This window comes from Pseudomonas sp. NY5710 (assembly GCF_013305665.1).
GTDB lineage: Bacteria > Pseudomonadota > Gammaproteobacteria > Pseudomonadales > Pseudomonadaceae > Aquipseudomonas > Aquipseudomonas juntendi.
On the sequence record NZ_CP045554.1, the window covers coordinates 2,766,244 to 2,779,789 of the forward strand.

Sequence of the window (13,546 nt, forward strand, 5' to 3'; positions counted from 1 at the left end):
GCCGCATCGGCGGCACTTTGCTGGGTACAGACCTGGTGGGTGATGTCGCTGGCGAACTTGACCACCTTGTACAGGCGGCCCTTGCTGTCGAAGATCGGGTTGTAGGAGGCTTCCAGGTACACCGTCTGGCCTTGCTTGTTCACCCGCTCGAAGCGGTGCGAGTGGTATTCGCCACGGTTAAGCGAGGCCCAGAACTGGCGGTAATCGGCCGACTCACGCTCGCGCGGCAGGCAGAACAGGCCATGGTGGCGGCCTACCACCTCGTCGAGCCGGTAACCCATGGTGTCCAGGAAGTTCTTGTTGGCCTTGATCACCCGCCCTTGCGGGGTGAACTCGATCACTGCCATGGCGCGGCTGATCGCCTTCAGCAGGCTTTCGCTTTCATGCTCCAGGGCGACGCGCTGACTGATGTCGGACGCCACCTTGATCACACTGCTGACCTGGCGCTGGGCATCCAGCACGGGCATGTAGCTGGCCTCCAGCCAGACTTCACGCCCGGCCTTGTCGACGCGCTCGAACGTGCCGCTGATGGCCTTGCCCTGGCCAAGCTCATGCCACAGTTGCTGGTACTCGGCGCTCTGGGCATAGCCCGGCTCACAGAACAGCCGGTGGTGCTTGCCGCGCAGCTCTTCAGCGCTGTAACCCATGGCCTGGCAGAAGCGTTCATTGGCGTCGAGAATGGTGCCATCGGGGGCGAATTCGATCATTGCCATGGAGCGACTGATGGCAGCCAGTTTGGCCTGTACGTCGGCCAACGCCTGATGGCTGCGTTGGATCTCGACCAAATCGGATTTGCGATGGAAATCGAACATGACGCCGGGCCTCCTTTATGCGCGGTTTCATGAGCATAGATGGCCGTATGCGCGGTGCAAGCACAGTGCCATCGCTTTGTGATTATTCCATTTTTGTTAGGCCGGCACGCCGCCAGGGGGTGGTCAACGCCATTGCACAGGCGAGCGAATCAGGTACTTTCCCGCACCATCAGCTCAAAGCCCAGGTCCTGCTGTGCACTGGCCACCCGCTTGCCATCCAGCAACGCGAGCAAGGCTTGGGCTGCGCCCCGACCGACGGCAGCCCGCGGGGTACGGATAGACGTGAGGCGCGGCACCATGTGCGCCGAAGCCGGCAGGTCGTTGAAGCCCACCATGGCCACCTGGCGAGGCACCTCCACACCTTGGCGCAACGCCTGCAAGACAGCGCCCTGGGCCAGGTCGTCGTTGCAGAAGAAGATGCCGTCCACATCCGGGGCCTGCTGCATCAGGCGGCTGAACAGTGTGCTGCCCAAGGCAATAGAAGAAGGCTCCGGGGCCAACACTTCCAGTTCAGCAGCGTGCAGGCCCGCCTCGGCCAGGGCCTGACGGAAGCCCTCGGCCCGCTGCATCACCCGCGGGTCGAGTTGCGCGGCAATGAATGCCAGGCGCTTGCGCCCGCGCTCGATCAGGTGCCGCGCTGCAGCCCGCCCCGCCTGCTCCTGGGAAAAACCGACCGATACTGCCCCCGGCTCGCCCTTGAGCTCCATCATGTGCACGCAGGGTACGCCGCTGGCCGCCAGCAGCTGGCGGGCCGCATCACTGCGCTCAAACCCGGTCAGCAACATGCCGCAAGGCTGATAGGCCAGGTAATTGCGGATCAGGTTCTCTTCTTCGGCCAGGTCATAGTGATAGTTGCCGATCAGCACCTCGAGCCCACGCGGGCGCATGACCTCGTGGATGGCCTCCAGGGTATCGATGAACAGCTGGTTGGACAACGACGGGATCAGCACCACGATGGACTGGCTGCGCGCCGAGGCCAACGCCCGGGCCGCAGGGTTGGCCACGTAGCCCAGGCTGGCTGCGGCAGCCATGACCTTTGCGGCCAGCTCTGGCGCAACCGTGCTCACGCCGCGCAGCGCGCGCGACGCGGTGATCGGGGAAACCCCGGAAAGCCTGGCCACTTCAGCCAGGGTAGGACGACCTGTGGTACGGGAGCCGGTGCGGGACATGGATGTTGTAATTTTACTACTTGCAAGGATGGGGAACGGCCACTAAGGTAGCGCTGTCTCAGGATGCAGGCAATGTAATCTTTGGTAGCTGCCGCTACACGCGTGCTGCCAGGCGTCCATACTGCGTAAGGACAAGACCAATAACACCGGGGAGGTGGCTGTTCGTCAGCGACGAGACAGCGCTACCTCACCCCGCAGGAGGTACTGATGAATTCTCCCCTGTCCGCCATCGTGGTGATGGGCGTGGCCGGTTGCGGCAAAAGCTGCATCGGTGCTGCCATCGCTGCCCGAAGCGGCGGTCGCCTGATCGAAGGCGACGCTTTCCACCCTGCCGAAAACATCCGCAAGATGAGCGCGGGCACCCCCCTGGACGACGCCGACCGCGCCGGCTGGCTGGTGCGCCTGGGCGAAGAGTTGCAAGCCATCAGCCAGGCCGGCGAACGCCCGATCCTGACCTGCTCGGCACTCAAGCGCCGCTACCGCGACACCCTGCGCGAGGCCATGCCTGGGCTGGTGTTCGTTTTCCTCGAACTGTCGCCTGCCGAAGCCGAAAAGCGCGTGCTGGCGCGCCCTGGGCATTTCATGCCGGCCAGTCTGATCGACAGCCAGTTCGCCGCACTGGAATCGCCGCGTGGCGAGCCCCTGACCCTGGCCCTGGACGCTACCCAGCCCATCGAAGCCCTGGCCGAAGCGGTAGACCGCTGGCTAAAGCGCTGCGGTGAGCGGGGCCTGGCGCAGACCGCTTGACCCAGCGGTTTCCCGGCTCACCAAAGACAGCGCTACCCGACCCCGCGAAAGCGCGAAAAGTTCCCACAACGCTACGCCCAAAACAACGATAAGACCGAGGCCTTAAAACCATGTTCGGACTGGCTACTGATACCTTCCTGTTGCTCGACGCGCTCGTGACGATCGTCGGGCTGATCCTGCTGATCACCCACTTCAAGGTTCACCCCTTCGTCGCCCTCACCCTGGCGGCTGGCTTTTTGGGCCTGACCTCCGGCATGCCGGTGGCCAAGGTGATGAAGTCGTTCCAGGACGGCTTTGGCGGTGTACTGGGCTTTGTCGGCATCGTGCTAGCCCTGGGCACCATGCTTGGCAAACTGATGGCCGACTCCGGCGGTGCCGACCAGATCGCGCAAACCCTCATCCGCGCCTTCGGCAAGAAGAACGTGCACTGGGCCATGATGTTCGCCGCTTTCCTGGTGGGCATTCCGCTGTTCTTCGAAATCGGCTTCGTGCTGCTGATTCCACTGGTGTTCATCGTGGCCCGGCGCTCCGGGGTTTCGCTGGTGAAAATCGGCATTCCATTGCTGGCGGGCCTGTCGGTCGTGCACGGCCTGGTACCGCCGCACCCGGGCCCGTTGCTGGCAATCGGCATCTTCCACGCCGACATCGGCAAGACCATTTTCTACGGCCTGATCGTGGCGCTGCCTACCGCCATCATCGCCGGGCCGCTGTTCGGTAACTTCATCTCCCGCTACATTCCCGGCAACCCGTCGCAGGAGCTGATGGACCAGATCGCCAAGGAGTCCGACCAGGGCAACCTGCCGAGCTTCAGCATCACCCTGATCACCGTGCTGCTGCCGGTGGCCTTGATGCTGCTGAAAACCTTCGCCGACGTGGTGCTGCCTGCCGAGCACATCGTGCGCCAGTGGATGGACCTGATCGGCCACCCGATCACCGCCCTGCTCGCTGCCTTGCTGCTGGCCTTCTACACCTTTGGCTCGGCCCGCGGTTTCAACCGCCAGCAAATCATGAAAATGCTCGACCAGAGCCTGGCGCCAACCGCTGCGATCGTGCTGATCGTCGGTGCCGGCGGTGGTTTCAAGCAAATGCTGGTGGACACCGGGGTGGGCAACGTGATCGGGCAAATGGCCGTGCAAGCGGAAATTTCGCCGATCCTGCTGGCCTGGCTGGTGGCGGCGGTGATCCGTATCGCCACCGGTTCGGCCACCGTCGCGACCATCACCGGCGCGGGTATCGTGGCACCGGTGATCGACCTGGTGCCGGGCGTGAACCGTGAGTTGCTGGTGCTGGCCACCGGCGCCGGGTCGCTGATCCTGTCGCATGTGAACGACGCCGGCTTCTGGCTGGTGAAGCAGTACTTCAACATGACCGTGGCTGAAACCTTCAAGACCTGGAGCATGATGGAGACGATTCTTTCCATCGTCGGCATCATCTTCATCATGTTGTTGTCGCTGGTGGTGTAACCGCTGATCGGAACGATGAGCGTAACAATGGCACGTTAGCGTCACGGGTGGGGCCAAAAGGGAGTAAGCCCCACCCGACGCAACGGAGACTGCCATGAACCGCTCAAGCGTGCTGCTGATTGCCCTGCTCGCCTCGCCACTGGCGCTTGCCGCCGGCACTGGCCCGACCTACCCCGACGACCCGCACAACAACGCCCCGCAGCCCGGCGTGGACAGCACCCTCAACCCGATCGAAAAACCCATGCCGCGGGATACCGACCCGCGCATCAAGGGCAATGACCCGGACAGCCCGCCCGCCCAGCAGAACGACAATCGTGACTTGCCAGGCATGGACGGTACAGGGTCCGAAGGGACCGGTGGTGCCGACGCAGGCGGCGCTGGCGGCAGCCAACGCTAAGCCCGTGGCAGCGGGCCTTGGCACCGGCTTCGGGTGCAGGCCCGCACCCCCGATTCACCACACGCTGATCCCGACCTATCATTCAGCGTGATAATAGATTTCGGCCCGTTCGATTCGTGCCTCTCGCGCAAGACACTCACACTCCGCCCATCACTAATACATTGGCGGAGTTCTCCATGGAACAATCACTTAAACCCTTGCGCTTTCCCCTTGCGGCCTTGGCTGTGGTGGTGATCAGCGCTTGCGGCCGAACCCCCGACGCCGTGCAGGCTCCCGCCGCGCCGAAGGTCACCGTGGCCAAGGTGATCGAGCAACCGATCAATGAATGGGACGAGTTCACCGGGCGTCTCGAAGCCCCGGAAACCGTCGAGGTGCGCCCGCGGGTGTCCGGCCAGATCGACCAGGTCGCCTTCACCGAGGGCGCCCAGGTCAAGAAAGGCGACCTGCTGTTCCAGATCGATCCGCGTCCGTTCCAGGCAGAAGTCCGCCGCCTCGAAGCGCAGTTGCAACAGGCCAAGGCCACCGCCATCCGCAGCGCCAATGAAGCCCGCCGTGGTGAGCGCCTGCGCGACAGCAACGCCATTTCCGCGGAGCTGGCCGAATCGCGCAGCAGCGCCGCCGCCGAAGCCCGGGCCGGGGTCGACGCCATCCAGGCACAACTGGACCTCGCCCGCCTGAACCTCAGCTTTACCCGGGTTACCGCGCCGATCAGCGGACGGGTCAGCCGCGCCGCGTTCACGGCCGGCAACATCGTCAGCGCCGACGTGACCCCGCTGACCAGCGTGGTCTCCACCGACAAGGTCTACGCCTACTTCGACGCCGACGAGCGCGTGTACCTCAAGTACACCCAGCTGGCGCGCGAGGGCCAACGCGGCCAGAGCACCCCGGTATATCTCGGCCTGACCAATGAAACCGGCACCCCTCACCTGGGCCAGATGAACTTCGTCGACAACCAAGTCAACCCGCGCACGGGCACCATCCGTGGCCGCGCCGTGTTCGACAACCGCGACGGCCAGTTCACCCCCGGCCTGTATGCCCGGCTGAAGCTGGTGGGCAGTGCCCAGTACGACGCGGTACTGATCAACGACGAGGCCGTGGGCACCGACCTTGGCAAGAAGTTCGTGCTGGTCATGGACAAGGACAACAAGGCCGCCTACCGCGCCGTGGAACTGGGGCCGAAACTCGAAGGCCTGCGCATCGTGCGCAGCGGCTTGGGCAAGGACGACCGCATCGTGGTCAAGGGCCTGCAGCGCGTACGCCCGGGTTCGCCGGTGACGCCGCAGGAAACCCAGATGGCCAGCGAGCAGACCCTCGCCGCCCTCGCCCAGCAGCGCCAGGCCCTGGAGGCCAGCAACCCGGCGCCCAAAGTGGCGGGCAACAACGTGAAAAACGCCAGCGCCCAGGCGCCACGCGGTTAAGGGACCAGACCGATGAACCTCTCCAAATTCTTCATAACCCGGCCGATCTTCGCCGCCGTGCTGTCGCTGGTGCTGCTGATTGCCGGCTCGATCTCGCTGTTCCAGTTACCCATCAGCGAATACCCCGAGGTGGTGCCGCCAACCGTGGTGGTACGCGCCAACTTCCCGGGCGCTAACCCGAAAGTCATCGGCGAAACCGTGGCTGCGCCGCTGGAGCAAGCCATTACCGGTGTGGAGAACATGCTGTACATGTCTTCCCAGTCCACCGCTGACGGCAAACTGACGCTCACCATCACCTTCGCCCTGGGCACCGACCTGGACAACGCCCAGGTGCAGGTGCAGAACCGCGTCACCCGCACCCAGCCCAAACTGCCCGAAGAAGTGACCCGCATCGGTATCACCGTTGACAAGGCCTCGCCCGACCTGACCATGGTCGTGCACCTGACCTCGCCGGACAACCGCTACGACATGCTCTACCTCTCCAACTATGCCATCCTCAATATCAAGGACGAGTTGGCACGCCTTGGCGGCGTGGGTGATGTGCAGCTGTTCGGCATGGGCGACTACTCGCTGCGCGTCTGGCTCGACCCGAATAAAACCGCCTCGCGCAACCTCACCGCCAGTGACGTGGTCGCGGCCATTCGTGAACAGAACCGCCAGGTCGCCGCCGGCCAGTTGGGCGCCCCGCCCGCCCCGGGTTCGACCAGCTTCCAGCTGTCGATCAACACCCAGGGCCGCCTGGTCAACGAGGAAGAGTTCGAGAACATCATCATCCGCGCCGGCGCCGACGGCGAAATCACCCGGCTGAAAGACATCGCCCGGGTCGAGCTCGGCTCCAGCCAATATGCCCTGCGCTCGTTGCTGAACAACCAGCCGGCAGTGGCACTGCCGATCTTCCAGCGCCCAGGCTCGAACGCCATCGAGATCTCCGACGAAGTACGGGCAAAAATGGCCGAACTGAAGAAGGACTTCCCCGAAGGCATGGACTACAGCATCGTCTATGACCCGACCGTGTTCGTGCGTGGCTCCATCGAGGCGGTGGTGCACACCCTGTTCGAAGCGCTGGTGCTGGTGGTGCTGGTGGTCATCCTGTTCCTGCAAACCTGGCGCGCCTCGATCATCCCGTTGCTGGCAGTACCGGTATCGCTGATCGGCACCTTTGCGGTCATGCACCTGTTCGGCTTCTCGCTCAACGCGCTGTCATTGTTCGGCCTGGTGCTGGCCATCGGTATCGTGGTGGACGACGCCATCGTGGTGGTGGAAAACGTCGAGCGTAATATCGGGTTGGGCCTCAAACCCCTGGAGGCGACGCAGAAGGCCATGGCCGAAGTGACCGGCCCGATCATCGCCACCGCCTTGGTCCTGTGTGCGGTGTTCGTGCCTGCTGCCTTCATTTCTGGCCTGACCGGGCAGTTCTACAAGCAGTTCGCGCTGACCATCGCCATTTCCACGGTGATCTCGGCATTCAACTCGCTGACCCTGTCACCGGCGTTGGCTGCCGTGCTGCTCAAGGAACACCATGCGCCCAAGGACCGTTTCTCGCGGTTGCTGGAAAAACTCCTGGGCAGCTGGCTGTTCGCCCCGTTCAACCGCTTTTTCGACCGTGCCTCGCACCGCTATGTGGGCGGCGTGCGCCGGGTCATTCGCTCCAGCGGCATCGCCCTGTTCGTGTACGCCGGCCTGATGGGCCTGACCTACCTGGGTTTCTCGTCTACCCCCACCGGCTTCGTACCGGCCCAGGACAAGCAATACCTGGTGGCCTTCGCCCAGTTGCCCGACGCCGCCAGCCTCGACCGCACCGAGGCGGTGATCAAGCGCATGAGCGAAATCGCCCTCAAGCAACCTGGCGTGGCCGACTCGGTCGCCTTCCCTGGCCTGTCGATCAACGGTTTCACCAACAGCCCGAACAGCGGCATCGTGTTCACCCCACTCAAGCCGTTTGACGAGCGCAAGGACCCAAGCCAGTCGGCTGCCGCCATCGCTGCCGCGCTCAATGCGCAGTTCGCCGACATCCAGGACGCCTACATCGCGATCTTCCCGCCACCGCCCGTACAAGGCCTGGGCACCATCGGCGGCTTCCGCCTGCAGATCGAAGACCGCGGCAACCTGGGCTATGAAGCCCTGTACAAGGAAACCCAGAACATCATCGCCAAAAGCCACGAGGTGCCGGAGCTGGCGGGCCTGTTCACCAGCTACCAGGTCAACGTGCCGCAGGTCGATGCCGCCATCGACCGGGAAAAGGCCAAGACCCACGGCGTGGCGATCAACGACATCTTTGACACCCTGCAGGTCTACCTGGGCTCGCTGTACACCAACGACTTCAACCGCTTCGGCCGCACTTACCAGGTCAACGTCCAGGCTGAGCAGCAGTTCCGCCTCGATGCCGAGCAAATCGGCCAATTGAAGGTGCGCAACAACCTGGGGGAGATGATACCGTTGGCGACCTTCCTCAAGGTCAGCGATACCTCCGGGCCGGACCGTGTGATGCACTACAACGGTTTCATCACCGCTGAAATCAACGGTGCCGCAGCGCCCGGCTACAGCTCCGGCCAGGCCGAGGCGGCCATCGAAAAACTGCTGAAAGCGGAACTGCCCAACGGCATGACCTTCGAGTGGACCGACCTGACCTATCAGCAGATCCTGTCGGGCAATACCGCGCTGTTCGTGTTCCCGCTGTGCGTGCTGCTGGCCTTCCTGGTACTGGCTGCCCAGTACGAAAGCTGGAGCCTGCCGCTGGCAGTGATCCTGATCGTGCCGATGACCCTGCTGTCGGCGATCACCGGTGTGATCGTATCGGGTGGCGACAACAACATCTTCACCCAGATCGGCCTGATCGTACTGGTGGGCCTGGCGTGCAAGAACGCGATCCTGATCGTCGAGTTCGCCAAGGACGAACAGGCCAAGGGCCTCGACCCGCTGGCTGCCGTGCTCGAAGCGTGCCGCCTGCGCCTGCGGCCGATCCTGATGACCTCCATCGCCTTCATCATGGGTGTGGTGCCGCTGGTCTTCAGCTCGGGTGCAGGCTCGGAAATGCGCCATGCCATGGGTGTGGCGGTGTTCTCCGGGATGATCGGCGTGACCGTATTCGGCTTGTTCCTCACCCCGGTGTTCTTCTTCCTGATCCGCCGTTTCGTCGAGCGTCGCCAGGCCCGCAAGGCCGACCGCGTGCAAGTGCTGGAGAACAACGCATGAACCTGCTCAAACCCCTGACGCCAAGCCTGCTGGCCCTGGCCCTGGCCGCCTGCGCGGTCGGCCCGGACTACCAGGCCCCCGCCACCGCACCTGCCCAGCTGGGCGCTGATGCGCAAGCCAAGGCCTATGACCGCAGCCACTTTGAAAGCTTGTGGTGGAAGCAGTTCGACGACCCGGTACTGAACCAGCTGGTGCAGGCTTCGTTGACCGGCAACCGGGATCTGCGCGTGGCCTTTGCCCGCCTGAAGTCGGCCCGCTCGATCCGTGAAGACGCCGAGAACGACCCGTTCCCGGTGGTCACCAGCCGTGCCAGCAGCGATATCGGCAAAGGCCAGGTTCCTGGCCAGACCGAGCAACGGGTGAACAGCGAACGCTATGACCTTGGCCTGGACATGGCCTGGGAGCTGGACCTGTTCGGCCGCATCCAGCGCCAGATCGAAGCCAGTGAAGCGCAGGAAGCGGCCGCTGCCGCCGACCTGCAGCAGTTGCAGGTCAGCCTGATCGCCGAACTGGTCGATGCCTATGGGCAATTGCGCGGTGCACAGCTGCGCGAGAAGATTGCCCTGGCCAACCTCAAGACCCAGCAGCAATCGCGTAGCATCACCGAAACCCTGCGCGACGCCGGGGTCGGCAACGACCTCGACGTGGTGCGCGCCGATGCCCGCCTGGCCGGGGTCGAAGCGACGGTGCCGCAACTGCAGGCCGAACAGGCCCGGGCGCGGCACCGTATCGCCACCCTCCTCGGCCAGCGCCCCGACGCCCTCAGCGTTGACTTGTCGCCCAAGGCGCTGCCGGCCATCGCCAAGGCGCTGCCGGTGGGCGACCCCGGTGAACTGTTGCGCCGCCGCCCGGACATTCGCAGCGCCGAACGCCAACTGGCCGCCGCCACGGCCAACGTCGGCGTCGCCACCGCCGACCTGTTCCCGCGGGTCAGCCTCAGCGGCTTCCTGGGCTTTACCGCCGCGCGCGGATCGCAGCTCGGCTCGTCGGCAGCCAACGCCTGGGCCTTGGGCCCCAGCATCACCTGGGCGGCGTTCGACTTGGGCAGCGTACGGGCCCGCCTGCGCGGGGCCAAGGCCGACGCCGAAGGCGCCATGGCCAATTACGAGCAGCAGGTGTTGCTGGCACTGGAAGAGTCGGCCAACGCCTTCAGCGACTACGCCAAGACCCAACAACGGCTGCTGTCGTTGATGCGCCAGAGCGAAGCCAGCCGCAAGGCGGCGCAGCTGGCCTCGATTCGCTACCGCGAGGGTACCGTGGACTACCTGGTGCTGCTCGATGCCGAACGCGAACGGCTGAGCGCCGAAGATGCGCAGGCGCAGGGCGAGGTCGAGCTGTACCGCGGTATCGTGTCGATCTACAAAGCGCTGGGGGGCGGCTGGCAACCACAGAGCGTGGCCAGCGCGCACTGACCCAGGCACGACGATGGCCTGTGGCGCTACACCGCTGCAGGCCGTTAGCGCAGTATGGCGTGGTTATGGTCGATGTCGGGCACAGGCACCTGCCCGCGCTGCTCGACCAGCCACTCGCGCATGCGCTCGGTGTCGAATATCTGCCCCTCATCCATCATCGCCAGGATGAGCGACTGGGACATTCGGTAACACCCGCATTGGGAACAGCGCCGCTCCTCCCATCCAAGGTTGCATTCGACGGATTCCGCATGCCCTGCGCAAATCAGACAACTCATGTTAGCCCCCTTTCTTGTTCTTCCGTGGAGGTGATGGAGGTAGTGCAGTAGGTGGAGACTGGACTCCTGACTGACATGGGATATTCATGCCAACTTGAAAATTCCGTACCTTTAGTCTGGAAAATTGCGAGCAAGATCACAGCGGCAAACCGCCCGCGCTCGACCGCAAGCACAGTCTTTCCCAGCCGTTGCCTACGCTCGACACCCCACTATCATGAGCGCTGCTAAATCATTAGTGATTTATCTTCAATATCATTCATGCAAGACCCTGCCTAGAATACGGCCTGAACACGGACATCACGTCGCTCGCGCCACGGCAATAGTTGCCTGCTTGCACTACCCAACGGCGCTAGCCAGGCATCAGGACACCGCACAACATGGCTTACGCACCGCAATTCACTGTGCAGCGCATCGCTTTCGACGAACACTACCAGCCCGGCGAAAACACTCGCATCACCACCAATTTCGCCAACCTGGCGCGGGGAAAAAACCGCCAGGAAAACCTGCGCAACACCCTGCAGATGATCGACAACCGCTTCAACGCCCTGGCCCACTGGGACAATGATTGTGCAGACCGTTACAGCGTAGAGCTGGATATCATTTCGGTAGAACTGCACCTGCACAGTGAACAGCGCAGCAGCGGCCTGCCGCTGATCGAGCTGTTGCAGACCCATATCGTCGACCACACCACCAACCGCCGTATCGACGGCATGGTCGGTAACAACTTTTCCTCGTACGTGCGGGACTACGACTTCAGTGTCTTGTTGCTGGAACACAACAAGGGTCGGCCAAGCTTCAGCACGCCGGACAACTTTGGCGAACTGCATGGCAAGCTGTTCAAGTGCTTCATCAACTCGGCCACCTACAAGGCGCACTTCGACAAGCCGCCGGTCATCTGCCTGAGTGTGTCGAGCAGCAGGGTTTACCACCGCACTGAAAACCAGCACCCGGTGTTGGGCGTCGAGTATCACCAGAACGACCACTCGCTGACCGACGAATACTTCAGCAGGATGGGGCTCAAGGTGCGCTACTTCATGCCGCCCGGCAGTGTGGCGCCATTGGCCTTCTACTTTGCCGGTGACCTGTTGGCCGACTACAGCAACCTGGAGCTGATCAGCACCATCAGCACCATGGAAACCTTTCAGAAGATCTACCGCCCCGAGATCTACAACGCCAATGCGGCAGCCGCAATGGCCTACCAACCGAGCCTCCAGCACCAGGACTATTCGCTTACACGCATTGTCTACGACCGCGAAGAGCGCAGCCGCCTGGCGCTCGAACAAGGCAGGTTTGCCGAGGAGCGCTTCGTCAAACCGTACCAGGCAACCCTGGAGCAATGGTCCGCTCAATACGCCGGCTGATCACCTCAACGCACAAGGTAACCGCTGATGAACACGCTACTTCCCACCTCCACTGCCGGCAGTTTGCCCAAGCCTTCCTGGCTGGCGGAGCCTGAAACACTCTGGTCACCCTGGAAGTTGCAGGGCGCGCAGCTGGCCGAAGGCAAACAGGACGCCTTGCGCCTGGCCTTGCAGGAACAGCAGCACGCGGGCATCGATATCGTCAGTGACGGCGAACAGACCCGCCAACATTTCGTGACCACGTTCATCGAACACTTGAGCGGGGTCGATTTCCAGCAACGCCAGACCGTGCGCATTCGCGATCGCTACGACGCCAGCGTGCCCTCGGTGGTGGGTGCTGTCGCGCGACAGGCACCTGTGTTCGTCGACGATGCCAGGTTCCTCCGCCAGCAAACTGCCCAGCCAATAAAGTGGGCGCTGCCGGGCCCCATGACCATGATCGACACGCTGTATGACAGCCATTACAAAAGCCGGGAAAAACTGGCCTGGGAATTTGCCAGGCTACTCAACCAGGAAGCCCTGGAACTGGAAGCGGCGGGCGTCGATATCATCCAGTTCGACGAACCGGCGTTCAATGTGTTCTTCGATGAGGTCAACGACTGGGGCGTGGCCGCCCTGGAGCGCGCCGTTCAAGGGCTCAAGTGCGAAACGGCGGTACACATCTGCTATGGCTACGGGATCAAGGCCAACACCGATTGGAAACAGACCCTGGGGGCGCAATGGCGGCAATATGAGCAGGTGTTCCCGACGTTGCAGCAGTCGAGCATCGATATCATTTCGCTGGAGTGCCACAACGCCCATGTGCCGATGGAACTGCTTGAGCTGATTCGGGGCAAGAAGGTCATGGTCGGTGCCATCGATGTCGCCAACCCTGCCATCGAAACGCCCGAAGCCGTGGCCGACACCCTGCGCAAGGCGTTGCAGTTCGTCGACGCCGACAAGCTCTACCCCTGCACCAACTGCGGCATGGCCCCACTGCCGCGCGCGGTCGCCAGCGGCAAGCTCAAGGCGTTGAGCGCCGGGGCTGCCATCGTTCGCCAGGAACTGACCGCCAACGCGGGTTGAGGGTATTGAACCGCCTGCTTGGCCTGGCCGGCATGGCGGTACGCACCAACGCGGTTCAAAAAACGCGGCTGCACACCAGGCGCCCTGTTTTGATGCACGCCGGCCGGTCAGCCGGCCGCCACCTCACCACGCCTGGGCCAGGCGCCGCCCAGCAAATCCGCTGCCCACCGCCCATTCCCTGGCCTGCCCGGCACTGCACCGGGTTTCCGGCACTTTCATTGCAATGCTGGTTGGT

At 63.4% G+C, this 13,546-nt stretch carries 10 protein-coding genes and 1 pseudogene; 8 read left to right on the top strand and 3 right to left on the bottom strand.

The genetic code is table 11. The annotated features are described in order from the left end of the window. Positions 1-29: 29 nt before the first annotated feature. Together GEV39_RS26540 and gnuR are read right to left on the bottom strand one after the other, a co-directional pair. A pseudogene (locus GEV39_RS26540) lies at positions 30-812 on the bottom strand (PAS domain-containing protein); the annotation flags it as partial. 149 nt (positions 813-961) lie between these two features. After that, positions 962-1,981, bottom strand: coding sequence for a transcriptional regulator GnuR (gene gnuR, locus GEV39_RS12415; RefSeq protein WP_173889346.1), 1,020 nt, complete (start codon positions 1,979-1,981; stop codon positions 962-964). Positions 1,982-2,188: 207 nt separating this feature from the next. Here gnuR and GEV39_RS12420 point away from each other — a divergent pair, with 207 nt between their 5' ends. From GEV39_RS12420 to GEV39_RS12445, 6 genes are all read left to right on the top strand, one after another. Next, positions 2,189-2,728 (top strand): gluconokinase, encoded by a 540-nt coding sequence (locus tag GEV39_RS12420; RefSeq protein WP_173889347.1) that lies wholly within the window; start codon positions 2,189-2,191, stop codon positions 2,726-2,728. Between the two features lie 110 nt (positions 2,729-2,838). Further along, complete coding sequence (locus GEV39_RS12425; RefSeq protein WP_054905444.1) at positions 2,839-4,191, top strand: GntP family permease; 1,353 nt, start codon at positions 2,839-2,841, stop codon at positions 4,189-4,191. Between the two features lie 94 nt (positions 4,192-4,285). After that, positions 4,286-4,588, top strand: coding sequence for a hypothetical protein (locus GEV39_RS12430; RefSeq protein WP_054905445.1), 303 nt, complete (start codon positions 4,286-4,288; stop codon positions 4,586-4,588). Between the two features lie 176 nt (positions 4,589-4,764). Then, positions 4,765-6,006 (top strand): multidrug efflux RND transporter periplasmic adaptor subunit MexE, encoded by a 1,242-nt coding sequence (gene mexE / locus GEV39_RS12435; protein ID WP_173889349.1) that lies wholly within the window; start codon positions 4,765-4,767, stop codon positions 6,004-6,006. 12 nt (positions 6,007-6,018) lie between these two features. Further along, positions 6,019-9,198 carry an efflux RND transporter permease subunit gene (locus tag GEV39_RS12440; RefSeq protein WP_173889351.1) on the top strand — a complete coding sequence of 1,060 codons (3,180 nt, stop codon included), beginning with the start codon at positions 6,019-6,021 and terminating at the stop codon, positions 9,196-9,198. Then, the gene (locus GEV39_RS12445; RefSeq protein WP_173889353.1) at positions 9,195-10,610 is read left to right on the top strand and encodes an efflux transporter outer membrane subunit; all 1,416 of its coding nucleotides are present in this window, start codon (positions 9,195-9,197) and stop codon (positions 10,608-10,610) included. Before GEV39_RS12440 ends, GEV39_RS12445 begins: the two co-directional genes overlap by 4 nt. Positions 10,611-10,654: 44 nt before the next feature. Here the strand turns inward: GEV39_RS12445 and GEV39_RS12450 are convergent, their stop codons facing one another. After that, on the bottom strand, positions 10,655-10,792 hold the full coding sequence (locus GEV39_RS12450; protein WP_173889355.1) for a hypothetical protein: 138 nt from the start codon (positions 10,790-10,792) through the stop codon (positions 10,655-10,657). A 470-nt stretch (positions 10,793-11,262) separates the two neighbouring features. On the opposite strand from GEV39_RS12450, the gene GEV39_RS12455 reads away from it, so the two are divergent. Next, positions 11,263-12,246, top strand: a complete 984-nt coding sequence (locus GEV39_RS12455; RefSeq protein ID WP_173889357.1) for a DUF1852 domain-containing protein — start codon at positions 11,263-11,265, stop codon at positions 12,244-12,246. 27 nt (positions 12,247-12,273) lie between these two features. After that, positions 12,274-13,311: a methionine synthase gene (locus tag GEV39_RS12460; protein ID WP_173889359.1), complete on the top strand. Its 1,038-nt coding sequence runs from the start codon at positions 12,274-12,276 to the stop codon at positions 13,309-13,311. Positions 13,312-13,546: the final 235 nt, after the last annotated feature.

What these genes read in the sequence shown, in the direction of transcription:
- GEV39_RS12440 (WP_173889351.1), top strand. Translation starts at nt 6,019, where the DNA reads ATGAACCTCTCCAAATTCTTCATAACCCGGCCGATCTTCGCCGCCGTG.
- GEV39_RS12460 (WP_173889359.1), top strand. Translation starts at nt 12,274, where the DNA reads ATGAACACGCTACTTCCCACCTCCACTGCCGGCAGTTTGCCCAAGCCT.
- GEV39_RS12450 (WP_173889355.1), bottom strand. Translation starts at nt 10,792, where the DNA reads ATGTCCCAGTCGCTCATCCTGGCGATGATGGATGAGGGGCAGATATTC.
- GEV39_RS12420 (WP_173889347.1), top strand. Translation starts at nt 2,189, where the DNA reads ATGAATTCTCCCCTGTCCGCCATCGTGGTGATGGGCGTGGCCGGTTGC.
- GEV39_RS12455 (WP_173889357.1), top strand. Translation starts at nt 11,263, where the DNA reads ATGGCTTACGCACCGCAATTCACTGTGCAGCGCATCGCTTTCGACGAA.
- mexE (WP_173889349.1), top strand. Translation starts at nt 4,765, where the DNA reads ATGGAACAATCACTTAAACCCTTGCGCTTTCCCCTTGCGGCCTTGGCT.
- GEV39_RS12430 (WP_054905445.1), top strand. Translation starts at nt 4,286, where the DNA reads ATGAACCGCTCAAGCGTGCTGCTGATTGCCCTGCTCGCCTCGCCACTG.
- GEV39_RS12425 (WP_054905444.1), top strand. Translation starts at nt 2,839, where the DNA reads ATGTTCGGACTGGCTACTGATACCTTCCTGTTGCTCGACGCGCTCGTG.
- gnuR (WP_173889346.1), bottom strand. Translation starts at nt 1,981, where the DNA reads ATGTCCCGCACCGGCTCCCGTACCACAGGTCGTCCTACCCTGGCTGAA.
- GEV39_RS12445 (WP_173889353.1), top strand. Translation starts at nt 9,195, where the DNA reads ATGAACCTGCTCAAACCCCTGACGCCAAGCCTGCTGGCCCTGGCCCTG.